The sequence below is a fragment of the Nocardia sputorum genome, assembly GCF_027924405.1.
In the GTDB taxonomy this organism is placed as follows: domain Bacteria; phylum Actinomycetota; class Actinomycetes; order Mycobacteriales; family Mycobacteriaceae; genus Nocardia; species Nocardia sputorum.
Genome location: NZ_AP026978.1, coordinates 260,741 through 276,638, shown reverse-complemented (window position 1 = coordinate 276,638; position 15,898 = coordinate 260,741). Strand labels below are relative to the sequence as shown.

Below are 15,898 nucleotides of genomic sequence, written 5' to 3'. Positions count from 1 at the left end.
CATTCATCGGATGAATGTCCAGTACTTCGGCGTATTACTCCGAGGCGATGGAAACCAGATCGAGCAATCGCATGAGTTCGGTATATCGACGCGCACCGATTCGCCCGCGCAACTCCTGTTCGGCGCGCGCCTCCTCCGCGCGCACCTCGGCGACCAGGTCGGCGCCGAGCCTGCTGAGGCCGATCAGGATGCGGCGGCGATCGTCCTGCGCGGCGAGCCGGAAGATCAGGCCGCGCTCGGCCAGATAGTCGGCGTGCCTGGTCGCCGAGGAGGGCGCCAACTGCGATCTGGCCGCCAGCTCGGTCATCGTGATCCCCGCGTCGCCGCACAGATTCGACAGCATCGACCACTGATCCGGCGAGAGCTGCCTGGCGCACAGCGCCGCGTCCAAGTGGCGCACCCAACCGCGCTCCGCGGCACGCAGCGCGCCATGCAGCGTCGAATTTCCGCTTACAATGGACGTCATTATTTCCCCGCCTGCCGTCGATTTCGCTCGAATGAGAAGAAGAGTACCCAATGTCTACGTTGAGCGAGAGCCCCGACGGCACAATCGAGGTTCTCAACATCGTTCCGCGGCAGGGGCCGGGCGGTATCATCGCGCCGTCCTGCGATGCGGCGATATCGCTCGCGGTCGAGGAAATCAACAGTTCGGCGGGAATTCTGGGCCGGGAAATTCGTACCACGAATATCGACGGCGGACGGGCGCCGTCGGAGGTCGCCGCCGAGATCTCCGCGCTGCTGTCCACCGGCATGGTGCACGCCATCACCGGGTGGCACACCTCCGCGGTCCGGCGGGCCGTGGCGCGGGCGAGCGCGGGCCGCGTGCCGTACCTGTACGCCACCAGCCACGAGGGCCTGACCGACGAGCTACCCGGCGTGCTCATGCTCGGCGAGCACCCGGCCGGGCAGACCGTGCCCGCCGTGCACTGGCTCGAACGCGAGTACGGCGTGCGGCGCTGGGCCGTCATCGGCAACGACTACATCTGGCCGCGCCGGTCCGCCGCGGCGATTCGCGCGAGCCTGTCCGATCCGTCCGCGATCGTGCTGGAACAGTACGTCCCGCTGGGATGTCCGGATTTCTCCGGCTTCCTCACCCATCCGGCACTCGACCTGGCCGACGGGGTGATCATCCTGATGGTCGGCGCCGACGTCGCCCGCTTCAACCAGCAGTACGCGGCCACCGGTCGCGCCGCGACCCAGCCGCGGGTCAGTCCGGCCGCCGACGAGAACGTCCTGCTGGCGGCGGGCCCGGAGGCCAACCACGGCTTCTTCGTGGCGTCCAGCTTCTTCCTCGACGACCGCACACCCGATGGGCGCGACCGGATCACCCGCTACCACCGGCGGCACGGCGCGTTCGCCCCCGCGCTGACCAGCTTCAGCAACGCCACTTACGAAGCCATCCACACGCTGGGCGCGCTCGCGCGGACAGTCGGATCACTCGAAGTACCCGAGATCCTGAACGCGCTCGACCACGGCCTGTTTCTCGAAACTCCCACCGGCGTAAGAGCTTTCCGAGGCAACCAGGCGATCCAGCGCGGATACATCGCCCGGGTGCGGGGAGTCGACTTCGAGATCATCGACCGCATCAGCTGACGGAAGGACGCGGACACCACGCGCGACCAAAGTCCGACATGTTGTGCCACAGCTTGATTTACCGACGCCGCGACGAAGTCGCGGCCGGACTACACAGCTACGAGCGTGTCCAGAACCGAGAGGAACAGGCCGAGCCCGTCGTCGCTGGGGCCGGTGAGCGGCTCGGTGGCGTGTTCGGGGTGCGGCATCAGGCCGACGACGCGACCGTTGGCCGAGGCGATGCCCGCGATGCCGCGCTGCGAGCCGTTCGGGTTGTCACTCGCGTAACGGAAGACCACCCGACCCTCGCCTTCCAGCTGGTCCAGCACGGCTTCCGACGCCTGGTAGCGCCCCTCGCCGGACTTGAGCGGGACCAGGATCTGCGCGCCCTGCTCGAAGCGCGAGGTCCACGCCGTCGACACCGATTCCACGGTGAGCCATTCGTCGCGGCAGATGAAGTGCAGACCCTCGTTGCGGGTCAGTGCGCCAGGCAGCAACCCGGCCTCGCACAGCACCTGGAAGCCGTTGCAGATGCCGAGCACCGGCAGCCCGGCGCCCGCCGCGCGCACGACCTCGCCCATCACGGGAGCGAACCGGGCGATGGCGCCGGCCCGCAGGTAGTCGCCGTAGGAGAAGCCGCCGGGCACGATCACCGCGTCGACGCTCTTCAGGTCGGCGTCGGCATGCCACAGGCTGACCGCCTCGGCGCCGGCCAGGCGCACCGCCCTGGCCGCGTCGACGTCGTCGAGCGTGCCCGGAAACGTGATGACCCCGATGCGGGCGGTCATGAGAGGCGAACCACCTTCCATTCCTCGATCACCGTGTTGCACAACAGCGATTCGGCGATCTGCTCGAGCGCGGCGTCGTCGACGCTGTCGTCGACGTCGAGTTCGAATCGCTTGCCCTGCCGCACGTCCGAGACGCCCTCGAATCCCAGGCGCGGGAGTGCGCCGACGATGGCCTGCCCCTGCGGATCCAGGATCTCGGCCTTCGGCATCACCTCGACCACGACTCGTGCCACGCGTTGCTCCTCATGTGGTTGGGGGGTTACCTCAGCAGCGTAGTTGTGCTGGTCGAGTGCGTCATCCGCGGGGTCGGCCGAGACGGCGGCGATGTCGCGGAGAACACATCGGCCGTGGCTAGCATGGCGGCATGCGCATAGCCCACTTCGGTCACTCCTGTCTCCTCGTCGAGCTGCACGGCACGAAGATCCTGTTCGATCCGGGCACGTTCTCGCACGGTTTCGAGGGCCTCACCGGTCTGGACGCGATTGCGGTCACCCACCAGCATCCCGACCACATCGACCCGAACCGGATCGATGCGCTGGTCGAGGCCAATCCCGGTGCGCGGTTGCTCTCGGATCCGCAGACCGCCGAACAGCGCGGCGAGCGGTGGGAGGCGGTGCACGCGGGCAATGTGCTCACCCTCGGTGATCTGCGCATCACCGGCGGCGGGGGCAGGCACGCCGTCATCCATCCGGAGATCCCCGTGATCGACAACACCGTCTTCCAGCTGGGCACCGCCGACGACCCGGCGCAGCTCGTCCACCCCGGCGACTCGCTGTGGGTGCCGCCGGTCCCGGTCGGCGTCCTGGCCGCTCCGGCCGCCGCCCCGTGGATGCGGGTCAGCGAAGCCGTCGACTACCTGCGCGCCGTCGCTCCGCGTGTCGCGCTGCCCATCCACTACGGCATCATCCGGGAGGAGGCGCAGGGCATCTATTTCGGCAGGCTGTCCGAGATGGCGCCGGCCGGAACGGAATTCCGGGTGCTCGCACCGGAGAACGACATCGAGCTGTAGCGCTACCCGGCGTAGGTCGCGAGGAATATCGCCTCGGCCAGCGCCATGTGTTCGATCTCCTTCGGATCGACGCTCTCGTTGGGTGCGTGGATCAGGGCTTTCGGCTCCTCGACCCCCAGCAGCATGATCTCCGCGTCCGGGTAGGTGGTGGCGAAGACGTTGCACAGCGGGATCGAGCCGCCCTGCCCCTGGGTGGTCGCGGGACGACCGTAGGACGCCGCGAGCGCCGCTTCCATCGCGGCGCGCGCGGGTCCGCCGGTCGGGGACCGGAACGGCGCCCCGGTGCCTTCCAGCTCGACGGTCAGCCTGGCGCGCCACGGCGTGTGCGCCTCGAGGTGCGCGACGAGCGCCCGGTACGCCTGGTCCGGGTCGGTGCCCGGCGGGATGCGCAGGTTCAGCCGGGCGCGCGCGGTCGCCGGGATCGCGGCGGCGGAGCCGACCACCGGAGGCGCGTCGATGCCGAGCACCGTCAGCGCCGGTCGCGCCCAGAGCAGGTCGGCGACGGTGCCGTCACCGACGAGTTCGACGCCGCCGAGGACGCGCGCGTCGGTGTGGAACTGCTCGCTCGGGTACTGGACGCCCGGCCAGACCTGATCGTTGGGCAGGCCGTCGATGGTCGTGTTGCCGCGCTCGTCGCGCAGCGAGGCCAGCAGCCGGATCAGCGCGGCCAGCGCGTCGGGCGCCGGTCCGCCGAACATGCCGGAATGCAGCGGGCCGGCGAGGGTTTCGACGGTGACCACCACATTCACGCCGCCGCGCAGCGTCTGCGTCAAGGTGGGCACACCGGCGGCGAAGTTGCCGCAGTCGCCGACCACGATCGCGTCCGCGCGCAACAGCTCCGGCTCGGCCTCGACGAACCGCTCCAGTCCGCCGGTGCTCTGCTCCTCGGATCCTTCCGCCACCATGGTGACGCCCACCGGCAGATCCGGGCCGAGCGCGCGCAGAGCCGTCAGATGCATGACGATGTTGCCCTTGCAGTCGGCGCTGCCGCGGCCGTACCAGCGCCCGTCCCGCTCGGTCAGCTCCCACGGCGGGGTGCGCCACGCCGCCTCGTCCAGCGGCGGCTGAACGTCGTAGTGACAGTAGAGCAACACCGTGGGGGCGCCGTCGGGCGCGGGCCGGGACGCGACGACCGCCTTGGTGCCGTCCGGCGTTTCGTGCAGGCCGACCGCGGTGAGCCCGGCGGCCGCGAACGCGTCGGCGACCCACTGCGCCGCCCGGTCGCACTCCTCGATCGGATACTGCCGCGGATCGGCCACCGATCGGAACGAAACAAGCTGTGCCAAATCGGTTTTCGCCTGCCCCATCAACCCGGCCACGGCAGCGCGCAATTCCGCCACCCGCACGTCCTCCACCATTCCCACACCCTATCCCCCGCCGCCGGGGCGAAGTTCACGCCACGGGCCGGGTGTTCGCGCCCGCTCCGCGGTCCGGGTGGGACGCACCGTACGCGCGAAGTGCGACCAGCAGCGGAAATGGTGTGCCAAGCTGAGGATCGAGGATGATGGCAAACTGCTGGCATTCTCGGCAGGCACGCCCGCACACCAGTCGAATCGGGAGGCCGTTCGCATGTCCGAAGCAGCCGATGACCTGTTCGCCCTGCCCGGGCTCAGCCGGTCCGCGCCGCGGACCGGATTTCCGCCGCACGAGATGTTCCCGCAGGTGGCCTACGAGATCGTGCACGACGAGCTGCTGCTCGACGGCGTCTCCAGGATGAACCTGGCCACGTTCTGCACCACGTGGGTGGACGACCAGGCGCGCAGACTGATGGCCGAATGCCTGGACAAGAACATCGTGGACAAGGACGAGTACCCGCAGACGGCCGAGTTGGAGCGCCGGGCCGTCCGGATGGTCGCCGACCTGTGGCACGCGCCGGATCCAGCCGGCACGCACGGCACCTCGACCATCGGGTCCAGCGAGGCGGCCATGCTCGGCGGCTTGGCGGCGAAATTCCGCTGGCGCAAGCGTGGCGGCAGCGGGACGCCCAACTTCGTCTGCGGACCGGTTCAAGTCTGCTGGGAGAAGTTCGCGCGCTACTTCGACGTCGAGATCCGGCAGATCCCGCTGCGGGGCGACCGGCTCACCATGCACCCCGACGACCTCGCGGCGTACTGCGACGCGAACACGATGATGGTCGTGCCCACCTTCGGCCAGACCTACACCGGACTGTTCGAGGACGTCGCCGGGATCAGCGCGGCGCTCGACGCGTTGCAGCGCGAAAAGGGCTGGGACATCCCGATCCACGTCGACGCGGCCAGCGGAGGTTTCCTCGCCCCCTTCGCCGCGCCGGAGCTGGTGTGGGATTTCCGGTTGCCCAGGGTGAAGTCGATCAATGCCTCCGGCCACAAGACCGGCCTGGCCCCGCTGGGCGCGGGCTGGGCGATCTGGCGCGAGGCCGCCGATCTGCCGGAGGAATTGATCTTCGACGTCGACTACCTCGGCGGCAGCATGGCCACCTTCAACCTGAACTTCTCCCGGCCCGGCGGGCAGGCCATCACGCAGTACTACCAGTTCATTCGCTTGGGACGCACCGGCTACGCCCGGGTGCAGTCCGCGATCTACCGGGCGGCGCAGCACCTGGCCGCGGGAGTGCGTGAGCTGGGGACCTTCGACTTGATCCACGACGGCGATCCGCAGCGCGGCATCACGGCCGTGTGCTGGCGCCTGAACGGCGATCCCGGCTTCAACCTCTACGACCTGTCCGATCGGCTGCGCTCGCGCGGCTGGCTGATCGCGGCCTACCCGCTGCCGGCCGACCGGAACGAGGAGACGGTGATGCGCGCGGTACTGCGCCACGGTTTCACCGTCGACATGGCCGATCTGCTGCTCGCCGACCTCCGCCGCTGCATGGACCAGCTACGGCAGCGTCCGTTCTCGACCTCGCTCACGCGCCAGGAGGCGGGCGGCTTCACGCACGATGCGACGCCTGCCGTGACGGAGACGAAGGTCGCTCCGTCCTGAACGTGACAGCCTTGAACGTGACAGCGCCGCCGCCCGGCTACGCCATTCGCGGGCGGCGGCGCCGATCGGTCGCGCGAAGCTCCCGACCGGCCGCGGGCGACGGGGCCGACCCACCGTCACCCGCGGCGTCAGTCATGCGGCGCGAACGGCCGGGAAGGGCTCCCACCGGTAGGTCGCGGCCGCCGCACCGTGGAACAGCGCCAGGTCGACGGCGTCGAGCATGGCCTGGCGCGGACCGGAGCGCGCCAGCTGGGCGGCGGACACGGCCAGCCGCAGCACACCGCCGCGCCGGGCGGTCCGCGCGGCGCCCATGACCAGCGCGCGGCACCACCAAGGCTCCGCGCGGAACCCCTCGCCGATGCCGTACACCCTGGACTTCTGCGCCGTGTTGCGCTCCAGGTCGATGATCGAGGTGAGGCCGAGCGCCAGCCGGAAACCGGCCTCGGGCAGCGCGTCCAGCGCCCCCGTCGAGGCATCCCAGCGCGGGGCCGCGAACAGCCGGGTGCGCAGGTCGGCCTGCTCGAGCACCCGATCCGCGGCGGTCAACCGCAACCGCGCCTCGTGCCGGGGCAGCGCCGCGAACTCGGCGCGCCGCCGCTTGGTGGCCGCCTGGTCGTACCCGTGCAGCACTATGGCGTCGCCGCGGGCCCTCCTGCCGCGCAGCCACGCCTGCGTCGCCGGGTCGTCGAGCAATCGGTACTTGCCCTTCAGCCGCGGCGCGACCAGCAGCGAGAGCGGCACGCCGCGCCGATCCATCTCCTCGGCGAAATCCATCGCCGCGTCCCGGGTGGTGTCCCTGATCCCGGAGATCGATACGATCAGCTCAGCGTTCATGATCCCACGGTGCCAGCCGCACGTGTCCGTGATGTGCAGACTGTATGACCAGGTGGCGAACTCTCCGCCACGCCTGTGCCGAGCGCATACCCCGCGGTCGGCGCGCCGCCGCGCTCGGCAGCCGGTGCGCTACGCGTCGGCGAGGCCGACCGTGTCCAGCACCCAGGCGTGCTCGAAGGCCACTTCCCGCCACTTCTCGTACCGTCCGCTGACCCCGCCGTGGCCCGCGCTCATCTCCGTCTTCAGCAACAGCGGGGCGTCGCCGGTCGCGGTGGCGCGCAGCTTGGCGATCCACTTGGCGGGCTCGACGTAGAGCACGCGGGTGTCGTTCAGGCTGGTGATGGCCAGGATCGCCGGATAGTCCTTGGCCTCGACGTTCTCGTACGGCGAGTAGGACTTCATGTATTCGTAGACGTCCTTGTCCGCCAGCGGGTTGCCCCACTCGTCCCACTCGATCACGGTCAACGGGAGCGACGGATCCAGGATGGAGGTGAGCGGATCGACGAACGGCACGTTCGCCAGGATGCCCGCGAACAACTCGGGGGCCAGATTCGCCACCGCGCCGACCAGCAGTCCGCCCGCGCTGCCGCCGTCGGCGACCATCCGGTCCGCAGCGGTGACCCCGGTGTCGACGAGATGCCGCGCGGCGGCCACGAAGTCGGTGAAGGTGTTCTTCTTGGTGAGCGTCTTGCCGTGCTCGTACCAGAGCCTGCCCATCTCGCCGCCGCCGCGCACGTGCGCGACAGCGAAGACCATGCCACGATCCAGCAGCGACAATCGGGCAACCGAGAACGAGGGGTCGATGCTCGCCTCGTAGGAACCGTAGCCGTACAGCAGCAAGGGTTTCGGCCCGTCGGCGGTGGTCTTCTTCCGCACGAGCGAGATCGGGATCCGGGTGCCGTCCTCGGCCACGGCCCAATCCCGGTGCTGCTCGTACTCGGTCGCGTCGTAACCGCCGAGCACCGGCTGTTCCTTGCGCAACAGCAGCTCACCGGTGGCGGGAACGTAGTCGAACACCTGCATCGGCGTGATGAAGGAGGTCAGTCCGATGCGCAGGGTCGGCTGGGCCCACTCCGGGTTGGAGCCGGTGCCGACCGCGAAGAGTTCCAGATCGAACTCGAGTTCGCGCCGCTCGCCGTAACCGGAGGCGGTCAGCGGCCAGACCGCGATCCGGGTGAGCGCCTCGCGCCGGTAGCTGAGCACCAGGTGGTCGCGGAACGCGTCGATGTCCTCGAGCCGCACGTCCTCGCGATGGCCGATCAGCTGGGTGAGGTTCGAGGGGTCGTCCACCGGCGCCTCGGCGAGCACGAAGTTCTGCGCCTTGACGCCGTCGACCACGTCGTTGTGCAGGATCAGGAACCGGTCCTGCCCGCCGATCACCGCGTGCTCGGCGGAGTACTCGACGCCCTCGCGACGCGGCAGCAGCACCCGGAACTCACCCTCCGGATCGTCGGACGCCAGCACCCAGCCCTCGCTGGTGATCTTGGACCCGACCCAGATCATCAGGTATTTCTCCGAGCGGCTGGCGCCGATGCTCACCCAGTAGCGCTCGTCGGGCTCGTGGAACACCTTGACGTCGGGATCGGTGCTACCCATCCGGTGCCGCCACACCGTGTCGGGCCGCCACGACTCGTCGACGGTCTGATAGAAGACGTGGCTGCCGTCCAGCGACCAGGTCGCGCCGGGGGCGGTGCCCGCGATCTCGTCGCCGAGCAGTTCGCCGGTGCGCAGATCCTTGAATCGCAGCACGTACCGTTCGTCGCCGACGTTGTCCACCGAGTAGGCGAGCAGAGTGCCGTCATGGCTGATCGAGAACGCGCCGAGGGCGAAGAAATCGTGCCCTTCGGCCAGTTCGTTGCTGTCGAGCAGCACCTCTTCGCCCGGGACCTCGGTGTCGGCGCTCAGCTGCGGCGGGGTCCACGCATCGATGCCTTCGGCGTCCTCGGCGATCGGGCACCGGCAGTGCACGCCGTACTGCTTGCCCTCGAAGCTGCGCGAGTAGTACCAGTAGTCGCCCAGCCGGGTCGGCACCGACAGATCGGTCTCCTGGGTGCGCGCCTTGATCTCGTCGAAGATCGTCTCGCGCAGGGTGCTCAGGTGCTCGGTCTGCGCCTCGGTGTAGGCGTTCTCCGCCTCCAGATAGGCGATGACATCGGGATTCTCCTTGTCCCGCAGCCACTCGTACTCGTCGACGAAGATATCGCCGTGGTGCACCCGCTCGGTGGGCACCGTCTCGGCGACCGGCGGCGTCACCGCGCCGCTACCCGTTTCGGAGATCGTTCCGCTGTCGAGAGCCATGGCGTCCACCCTACTGTTCGGCGGCCTCGCCACCCGCCGCACGGATGATGCCGTCGAGCACGTCGCTGGTCCGGCGCAGGTCGCGCATCGCCTGATCGATTCTGGCGCGTTCCTCAGTGAGCTTTTCGACCAGGAACGGCGTCGCCGTGGCGTTGGGCGTCCCGTCGACGTCGTGGATGCACGGCAGCAGTTCACCGATCGTGTCGCTGTGCAGGCCGGCGGCGAACATCTCCTGGATGCGCCGGACCCGGTCGACCGCCGCTTCCGGATACTCCCGCTGCCCACCGGAGGTGCGCTCCGAGCTCAGCAGGCCCTTGCTCTCGTAGTACCGCAGCGACCGGACGCTCACACCGGTCCGCTCGGCGAGTTCACCGATCCGCACATTCGCTCCTTGACCTAACATCGATGTCAGGTTTTACGGTACAGCCATGCTGCTGTTGACCGAATACCGCAACCATCCGCTCGACCTGCCCAACCGGATCGTCATGTCGCCGATGACCCGGTTGCGCTCGCTGCCCGACGGCTCGCCGACCGATGCTGTCGCCGACTACTACGCCCAGCGCGCGACGGCCGGGCTCATCATCACCGAGGGCATCTGGCCGCACTCGACCGGCCAGAGCGAAGCATGGGTACCCGGACTGCAGACGCCCGCGCACGTCGCGGCGTGGCGGCGGGTCACCGAGGCCGTGCACGCGCGCGGCGGACGGATCTTCGCGCAGCTCATGCACGGCGGACGCAAGGGGCATCCGCTCGCCCGGATCGATGGTTCCTGGCCCGCCGGACCGTCGGCGGTGGTGGACGACGACCGGGTGCATCTGATCGACGGCAGCAAGGCCGATCCGATCACGCCCGCCGCGCTCGACCGCGCCGGCATCGAGGCCGCCGTGCGGCACTACGCCGCCGCCGCGCGCAATGCCGTGGCGGCGGGCTTCGACGGTGTCGAGATCCACGCTGCCAACAGCTACCTGCCGCACCAGTTCCTGGCCGACAACACCAACCTGCGCGACGACGAGTACGGCGGTTCGATCGTCAACCGGATGCGGCTGCCGCTTGCCGTGGTGGACGCGGTGACCGACGCGATCGGCGCCGAGCACACCTCGATCCGGCTCTCGCCGGGCAACCCGCAGTTCAACATGTCCGAGGCCGACCCGGCCCCGCTCTACCGCGCCCTCGTCGCCGAACTCGACCGGCGCGGCCTGGCCTATCTGCACCTCACCGACAACGACCACTACCCCGCCCTGCGCGATCTGCGCCCGCGCTGGCACGGCACGCTCATCGCGAACATCGGCGAGAACCGGGAGCCGACCACCGCGGCGGGCGCGGAGGAGACACTACGCGCCGGCCTCGCCGACCTGGTCTCCTTCGGCAGGCCGTTCATCGCCAATCCCGACCTCGTGCACCGCATCCGCTACGACCTCCCACTGGCCCCCATTCGCGAAGAGTTCCTCTACGGCCGCACCGCCGAGGGCTACAGCGACTATCCGAACTGGTCGGCAGCCGAATTGGTGCGCGACTGACCGGTCGCTCTCGGGAACGCGGGCGCGGCCTATTCATCGCGTCCCGCGAATGCCCGAGAGGCTGAACCCGCTGGGGCCATCGAGCGATCGCCGAGATCCGAAGTGGCCCTTTCTGCCGCTCGGGTTCGAACGGTCGGCACGCGGTAGCCCGACATGCAGCGGTTCGAAAGTTTCGCAACGCTCGGCTGGGGATCACAGTCGAGCGTTGCGGAGCCCTCTCACGAACGCGCCGACCGCTGCCGCCTTGGGCCATGACCAGCCGGAGTACACAACGGCATTCACTCGATGATCGGCGGCGAACTCAGGCGCCCAGCGCGCCGCGGATCGAGGCGGCCAGATAGTCCAAGTCCTCCCGCCGCGGACTGGTCGGGCGCCCGCGCAAACCGAACCCGTCGCCCGGAGTACGCGGGATCACGTGCAGGTGCACGTGGAACACCTCCTGCCCGGCCGTCACCCCGTCCGCCAGAAAGAAATTGACCCCATCACATCCCACCTCACTGGTCCGCAACGCCGCCGCCAACCGCTGCCCCACCTGGAACAACTTCCCCCCGACGACCGGATCGAGCTCCGCCAGACTGCGCGCCGCCACCTTCGGCACCACCAGCAGATGCCCCGGGGTCATCGGCCGAATGTCCATGAACGCCATGACATCGTCGTCCTCGTAGACCTTGCTCGACGGCGCCCGCCCGGCGACGATATCGGCGAAAATCGTGTAGGGATTCACGACCCGCAGCCTATGCGGTCAGCTTTTTGTGTTCGGGCTACGCAATCACGTAGCCCGAACACATCGGGTGCGGTACCATCGAATCAGCTCCTGGCAGTAGCTGGGAGAAGTGGACCCGGCTCTTCACCGGACGGTGGGCAGTCGGGTTTCGCGCTGTTCGGGGTGGTCTCCGACAGCAACCACGGCCCGCACCAGTGGCGTCACCATCGCCTTCCAGTTCCCACCCGCGCCGAATGCCCAGGCGATGGCGTCAGGCCACCACAACGCGGGCTCGGTGTGCGGCGGTACGTGCGTGTACGGAAGATGCGCCGATGCTTTCCGGAGCACTGCCGCGATGCAATGGCGATCACGCTGGTCCTGACTCTCCCGCGACTCGATTACGAGTCGGCCCGCCTTCGGATCGATCAGGTCTGTTACAAGCTGGGTGAGACATTCACGCCGTGTATCGACCTCGGGTCCGTAGCCCTCGTAAATAGTTGCTGCTATGCCGTCCGTTCGAGCCATCGCAGAAAGGATCTTGCGACGTCGGGCATCGGGTTCATGGTTGAAGTGCCATCGACGCTGACCCGGCAGACAGAAGCTGCGTCCGAGGGAGCGAACCAGTGACAACTGCTCCGATGGCACCGTGGTGGCGCACAGCAGATAACGATCGCGTCGGACCGACTCGTCTACGAAAGCGTGGAAAGGCACCGGGGGACAATACCGGCCCCCGACCAGGCCGACGAACGATTTCGGCGCGAAAGACGCAGTCCCGCTACAGGATCGGTGAGGGCGAGTACCGCGCCGCGTCCGGGTACCGGTCGACCAGTTTCTGCACCTGGCCGATCACATCGGCGACCTGGGCTTCGGCCGCGCCGACGAAGACCGACTTGTCGGCCAGCGCCGCGTCGAGAGCAGGGCGATCGAGGGGCAGGCGCGCGTCGGCGGCGAGGCGGTCCAGGAGATCGGGTTCGCGACCCTGCTCGCGCATGGCGAGGGCGACCGCGACGGCGTGCTCCTTGATGACCTCGTGCGCGGTCTCGCGGCCGACACCGGTGCGGACGGCCGCCATGAGGATGCGGGTGGTGGCGAGGAAGGGCAGATACCGGTCCAGTTCGCGGGCGATCACCGCCGGATAGGCGCCGAACTCGGCCAGCACGGTGAGGAAAGTTTCCATCATCCCGTCGATGGCGAAGAACGCGTCCGGCAGCGCGACGCGGCGGACCACCGAGCAGAACACGTCGCCCTCGTTCCACTGCGCGCCCGCCAGCTCGGCGGCCATCGAGGCGTAACCGCGCAGCACCACTTGCAAGCCGTTGACCCGCTCGCAGGAGCGGGTGTTCATCTTGTGCGGCATCGCCGAGCTGCCCACCTGCCCGGGCTGGAAGCCCTCGGTGACCAGCTCGTGCCCGGCCATCAGCCGGATGGTGTGCGCGAACGAGGACGGGCCCGCGCCCACCTGCACCAGGGTGGAGAGCACGTCGTGATCCAGCGAGCGCGGGTAGACCTGGCCCACGCTGGTGAGCACGGTCGCGAAACCCAGATGCCTGGCCACCTGCTGCTCCAGCCGGGCGAGCTTGCCGGGGTCGCCGCCGAGCAGGTCGAGCATGTCCTGCGCGGTGCCCATCGGGCCCTTGATCCCGCGCAGCGGATAGCGGTCGATCAGTTCGCGCAGCCGGGTCAGCGCGATCAGCAATTCGTCGGCAGCGGAGGCGAACCGCTTGCCGAGCGTGGTGGCCTGCGCCGCGACGTTGTGCGAGCGGCCCGCCATCACGAGCGCCTGGTATTCGGCGGCGCGCTCGGCCAGGCGCGCGGCGATCGCGACGCCGTGCCCGTGCACGTGCTCGAGCGAGAGCCGGATCTGCAGCTGCTCCACGTTCTCGGTGAGGTCGCGGCTGGTCATGCCCTTGTGCACGTGCTCGTGCCCGGCCAGCGCGTTGAACTCCTCGATGCGCGCCTTCACGTCGTGCCGGGTGACCCGCTCGCGTTCGGCGATCGAGGCGAGGTCCACCTCGTCGAGCACCCGCTCGTAGTCGGCGACGACCCCCTCGGGCACGTCGACGCCCAGTTCCGCCTGCGCCCGCAACACCTCCAGCCACAACCGCCGCTCCAGCACGATCTTGTGCTCCGGCGACCACAGGTGCACCAGCTCGGGACTGGCGTAACGGGTGGCCAGGACATTGGGGACGATGCTCACGTCCGGTCAGTCTAGTGCTCGGTAACGATCCACTTGCTGGGGCGTGGCGCGCACGGGGCCGTCCGTGGTCACGTAGGCGGCCTCGGGGGTCGCGCCCCGCGCCGGGGGCGCGACGATGTCGATCACTTCCAGCAACGCGCCGCGGGCCATCCGCCGCGGTTCCGGGTCCATCTCGGTGAGCGCGGCGACCACGGCGCCGTCCACCACCGCGACCAGCCTGCGCAACTGCTCCGGCCGCACCATCCGGTCGGAGCGGCGCAGCACGTCGGCCAGCAACTCGTCCAGCTGGGCGCGCAGCCGCAGCTGGACTTCGCGCAGCTCCGGGTGCCGCGCCGAGGCGACCGAGCGCTCGTAGCGGGCGATGAGCTGCCCCCGGGCGCCCTCGTCGGGACCGTCGCTGCCCACCAGCAGATCGAGCACCAGGTCGACGGTGGCCTCCGCGCCGCGGCGGCGGTGGCTCACTTCGCCGACCCGCCTGCGCATCGCGTCCAGCTCCGCCATGCCGCTGAACTCGACCGCCCGCGCGATGAGGTCGTCCAGGGATTCGAAGTAGTAGGTGGTCGACGCCAGGGGCAGATCAGCGCGCGTCGCAACCGAACGATGCCGCACCGCCTCGAATCCGCCTTCGAGCAGGAGCTCGGCAGCGGCGGCTATCAAAGCCTGGCGACGCCGTTCGCCTTTCGGGGTCGTCGCGGTGATCACCGTGCCATCGTGCCAGTCGTCATCAGTTCTTCCAGGGGAAATCAGCGAGGAAAAGCAACCATCGTTGTTTTACCGCATCCGCGGGGCCAGGGTGCCGAACTGCGAAAAGTTGTTGCCGGACCGGTCTTTCAAACCGCTAGATAGTGCCCTAGACGCAGCAGCGCCGCCTCGATGTCCGCGGTGGCTCCGGCGAACGAGAAGCGGACCGTGCGGTGTCCGTTGACGGTGTCGAAATCGACCCCCGGCGCGAGCGCGACACCGGTGTGCCGCAGGACGTCGGCGCACCAGGCGCGAGAATCGTCGGTGAGGTGACCGATGTCGGCGTAGGCGTAGAAGGCGCCGTCGGCCGGGGCGAGGTCGGTGATGCCCAGTTTCGGCAGCCCGTCCAGCAGCAATCGCCGGTTCACCGCGTACCGCCGGACGTGCCCGTCGAGCTCCTCCTTGGCCTCCGCGCCGAACGCGTGCAGCGCCGCGTACTGCGAGATGGCGGGCGGGCAGACGGTCAGGTTCGAGGCCAGGCGCTGCAGCGCGGGGCGCAGCCCGCTCGGCACCAGCATCCAGCCCAGCCGCCAGCCCGTCATGGAGAAGTACTTGGAGACCGAGCCGATCACCACCGATTCCCGCGAGGTCTCCCAGGCCGAAGAGGTCGCGTTGTCGGCGCCCGCACTGTCGTAGGTGATGCCGTGGTAGATCTCGTCGGAGATGAGCAGTGTGCCGTGCTCCTCGCACCACCGGGCGAGCGCGGCGAGTTCCGCGGGGGCGATCATGGTGCCGGTCGGGTTGGCGGGGCTGGCCACCACCAGACCGGCGGGCGGCTCGGGAAGCGCCTCGAGCATGGCGACGGTGGGCTGGAATCTGGTCTGGGCGCCGCAGTCCAGCTCCAGCACACGGCAGCCGAGCGCGGCGAGCGTGTTGCGATAGGCCGGATAACCGGGACGCGCGACCACGACGGTGTCCCCGGCGTCGAACGCGGCGAGGAAGATCAGCGAGAACGCGCCGGAGGAGCCGGTCGTCACGACCACGTCGTCCGGATGGACCTGGTAACCATAGGTCTCGCGATGGTGCTCGGCGATCGCTTCGCGAATCGCGAGGATGCCGAAAGTCTCGGTGTAACCGAGCAATTCGGACTGAATGGCCAATTCGGTCGCGCGCAGGACCGGCGCGGGCGCGGGTGTCGACGGTTGTCCCGCCGCGAGCACGAGCACATCACCGTGCGTCCGGGCGCGCTCCGCGGCGGCTTTCCACACATCCATCACGTAGAAAGGTGGGATGGTCGACCGGCGAGATTCTCTGGACACTCGACAGACGGTAGAGCAC

16 protein-coding genes are annotated in these 15,898 nt (G+C 69.1%); 4 read left to right on the top strand and 12 right to left on the bottom strand.

Annotated elements, in window-relative coordinates; translation table 11 throughout:
* Window positions 1-34: 34 nt before the first annotated feature.
* Window positions 35-466: a MarR family winged helix-turn-helix transcriptional regulator gene (locus QMG86_RS01390; RefSeq protein WP_063049273.1), complete on the bottom strand. Its 432-nt coding sequence runs from the start codon at window positions 464-466 to the stop codon at window positions 35-37.
* Window positions 467-516: 50 nt separating this feature from the next.
* Between QMG86_RS01390 and QMG86_RS01385 the strand changes: the two genes are divergently transcribed.
* A complete protein-coding gene (locus QMG86_RS01385) occupies window positions 517-1,593 on the top strand; it encodes a substrate-binding domain-containing protein (protein ID WP_281877193.1) in 1,077 nt (358 codons plus the stop codon).
* A gap of 89 nt (window positions 1,594-1,682) precedes the next feature.
* Here the strand turns inward: QMG86_RS01385 and purQ are convergent, their stop codons facing one another.
* Window positions 1,683-2,360: a phosphoribosylformylglycinamidine synthase subunit PurQ gene (gene purQ, locus QMG86_RS01380; protein ID WP_281877191.1), complete on the bottom strand. Its 678-nt coding sequence runs from the start codon at window positions 2,358-2,360 to the stop codon at window positions 1,683-1,685.
* On the bottom strand, window positions 2,357-2,593 hold the full coding sequence (purS, locus tag QMG86_RS01375) for a phosphoribosylformylglycinamidine synthase subunit PurS (RefSeq protein WP_063023328.1): 237 nt from the start codon (window positions 2,591-2,593) through the stop codon (window positions 2,357-2,359). The genes purQ and purS overlap by 4 nt, the downstream gene beginning before the upstream one ends.
* Window positions 2,594-2,724: 131 nt before the next feature.
* Between purS and QMG86_RS01370 the strand changes: the two genes are divergently transcribed.
* Window positions 2,725-3,369, top strand: a complete 645-nt coding sequence (locus tag QMG86_RS01370; protein WP_281877190.1) for an MBL fold metallo-hydrolase — start codon at window positions 2,725-2,727, stop codon at window positions 3,367-3,369.
* Window positions 3,370-3,371: 2 nt separating this feature from the next.
* Here QMG86_RS01370 and QMG86_RS01365 read toward each other — a convergent pair whose 3' ends face one another.
* Window positions 3,372-4,727 (bottom strand): dipeptidase, encoded by a 1,356-nt coding sequence (locus QMG86_RS01365; RefSeq protein WP_281877189.1) that lies wholly within the window; start codon window positions 4,725-4,727, stop codon window positions 3,372-3,374.
* A 211-nt stretch (window positions 4,728-4,938) separates the two neighbouring features.
* Here QMG86_RS01365 and gad point away from each other — a divergent pair, with 211 nt between their 5' ends.
* Window positions 4,939-6,330 (top strand): glutamate decarboxylase, encoded by a 1,392-nt coding sequence (gad, locus tag QMG86_RS01360; protein WP_281877188.1) that lies wholly within the window; start codon window positions 4,939-4,941, stop codon window positions 6,328-6,330.
* A 132-nt stretch (window positions 6,331-6,462) separates the two neighbouring features.
* Here gad and QMG86_RS01355 read toward each other — a convergent pair whose 3' ends face one another.
* The 3 genes from QMG86_RS01355 to QMG86_RS01345 form a co-directional block, all read right to left on the bottom strand.
* The gene (locus tag QMG86_RS01355; protein WP_281877187.1) at window positions 6,463-7,164 is read right to left on the bottom strand and encodes a DUF2334 domain-containing protein; all 702 of its coding nucleotides are present in this window, start codon (window positions 7,162-7,164) and stop codon (window positions 6,463-6,465) included.
* A gap of 129 nt (window positions 7,165-7,293) precedes the next feature.
* Window positions 7,294-9,462, bottom strand: a complete 2,169-nt coding sequence (locus tag QMG86_RS01350; RefSeq protein WP_281877186.1) for a S9 family peptidase — start codon at window positions 9,460-9,462, stop codon at window positions 7,294-7,296.
* 10 nt (window positions 9,463-9,472) lie between these two features.
* The gene (locus QMG86_RS01345) at window positions 9,473-9,844 is read right to left on the bottom strand and encodes a MerR family transcriptional regulator (protein ID WP_195085738.1); all 372 of its coding nucleotides are present in this window, start codon (window positions 9,842-9,844) and stop codon (window positions 9,473-9,475) included.
* 46 nt (window positions 9,845-9,890) lie between these two features.
* Here QMG86_RS01345 and QMG86_RS01340 point away from each other — a divergent pair, with 46 nt between their 5' ends.
* Window positions 9,891-10,979, top strand: a complete 1,089-nt coding sequence (locus tag QMG86_RS01340; RefSeq protein ID WP_281877185.1) for an alkene reductase — start codon at window positions 9,891-9,893, stop codon at window positions 10,977-10,979.
* 301 nt (window positions 10,980-11,280) lie between these two features.
* Here QMG86_RS01340 and QMG86_RS01335 read toward each other — a convergent pair whose 3' ends face one another.
* The 5 genes from QMG86_RS01335 to QMG86_RS01315 all read right to left on the bottom strand — a co-directional run bounded on the left by QMG86_RS01335 (window position 11,281) and on the right by QMG86_RS01315 (window position 15,879).
* Window positions 11,281-11,703 (bottom strand): HIT family protein, encoded by a 423-nt coding sequence (locus QMG86_RS01335; protein ID WP_281877184.1) that lies wholly within the window; start codon window positions 11,701-11,703, stop codon window positions 11,281-11,283.
* 123 nt (window positions 11,704-11,826) lie between these two features.
* Window positions 11,827-12,393, bottom strand: coding sequence for a hypothetical protein (locus QMG86_RS01330; protein WP_281877183.1), 567 nt, complete (start codon window positions 12,391-12,393; stop codon window positions 11,827-11,829).
* 64 nt (window positions 12,394-12,457) lie between these two features.
* Window positions 12,458-13,879, bottom strand: a complete 1,422-nt coding sequence (purB, locus tag QMG86_RS01325; RefSeq protein ID WP_281877181.1) for an adenylosuccinate lyase — start codon at window positions 13,877-13,879, stop codon at window positions 12,458-12,460.
* 6 nt (window positions 13,880-13,885) lie between these two features.
* Complete coding sequence (locus tag QMG86_RS01320) at window positions 13,886-14,581, bottom strand: TetR/AcrR family transcriptional regulator (protein WP_281877179.1); 696 nt, start codon at window positions 14,579-14,581, stop codon at window positions 13,886-13,888.
* Window positions 14,582-14,709: 128 nt separating this feature from the next.
* Window positions 14,710-15,879, bottom strand: a complete 1,170-nt coding sequence (locus QMG86_RS01315) for a pyridoxal phosphate-dependent aminotransferase (RefSeq protein ID WP_281877177.1) — start codon at window positions 15,877-15,879, stop codon at window positions 14,710-14,712.
* Between the last annotated feature and the right edge of the window lie 19 nt (window positions 15,880-15,898).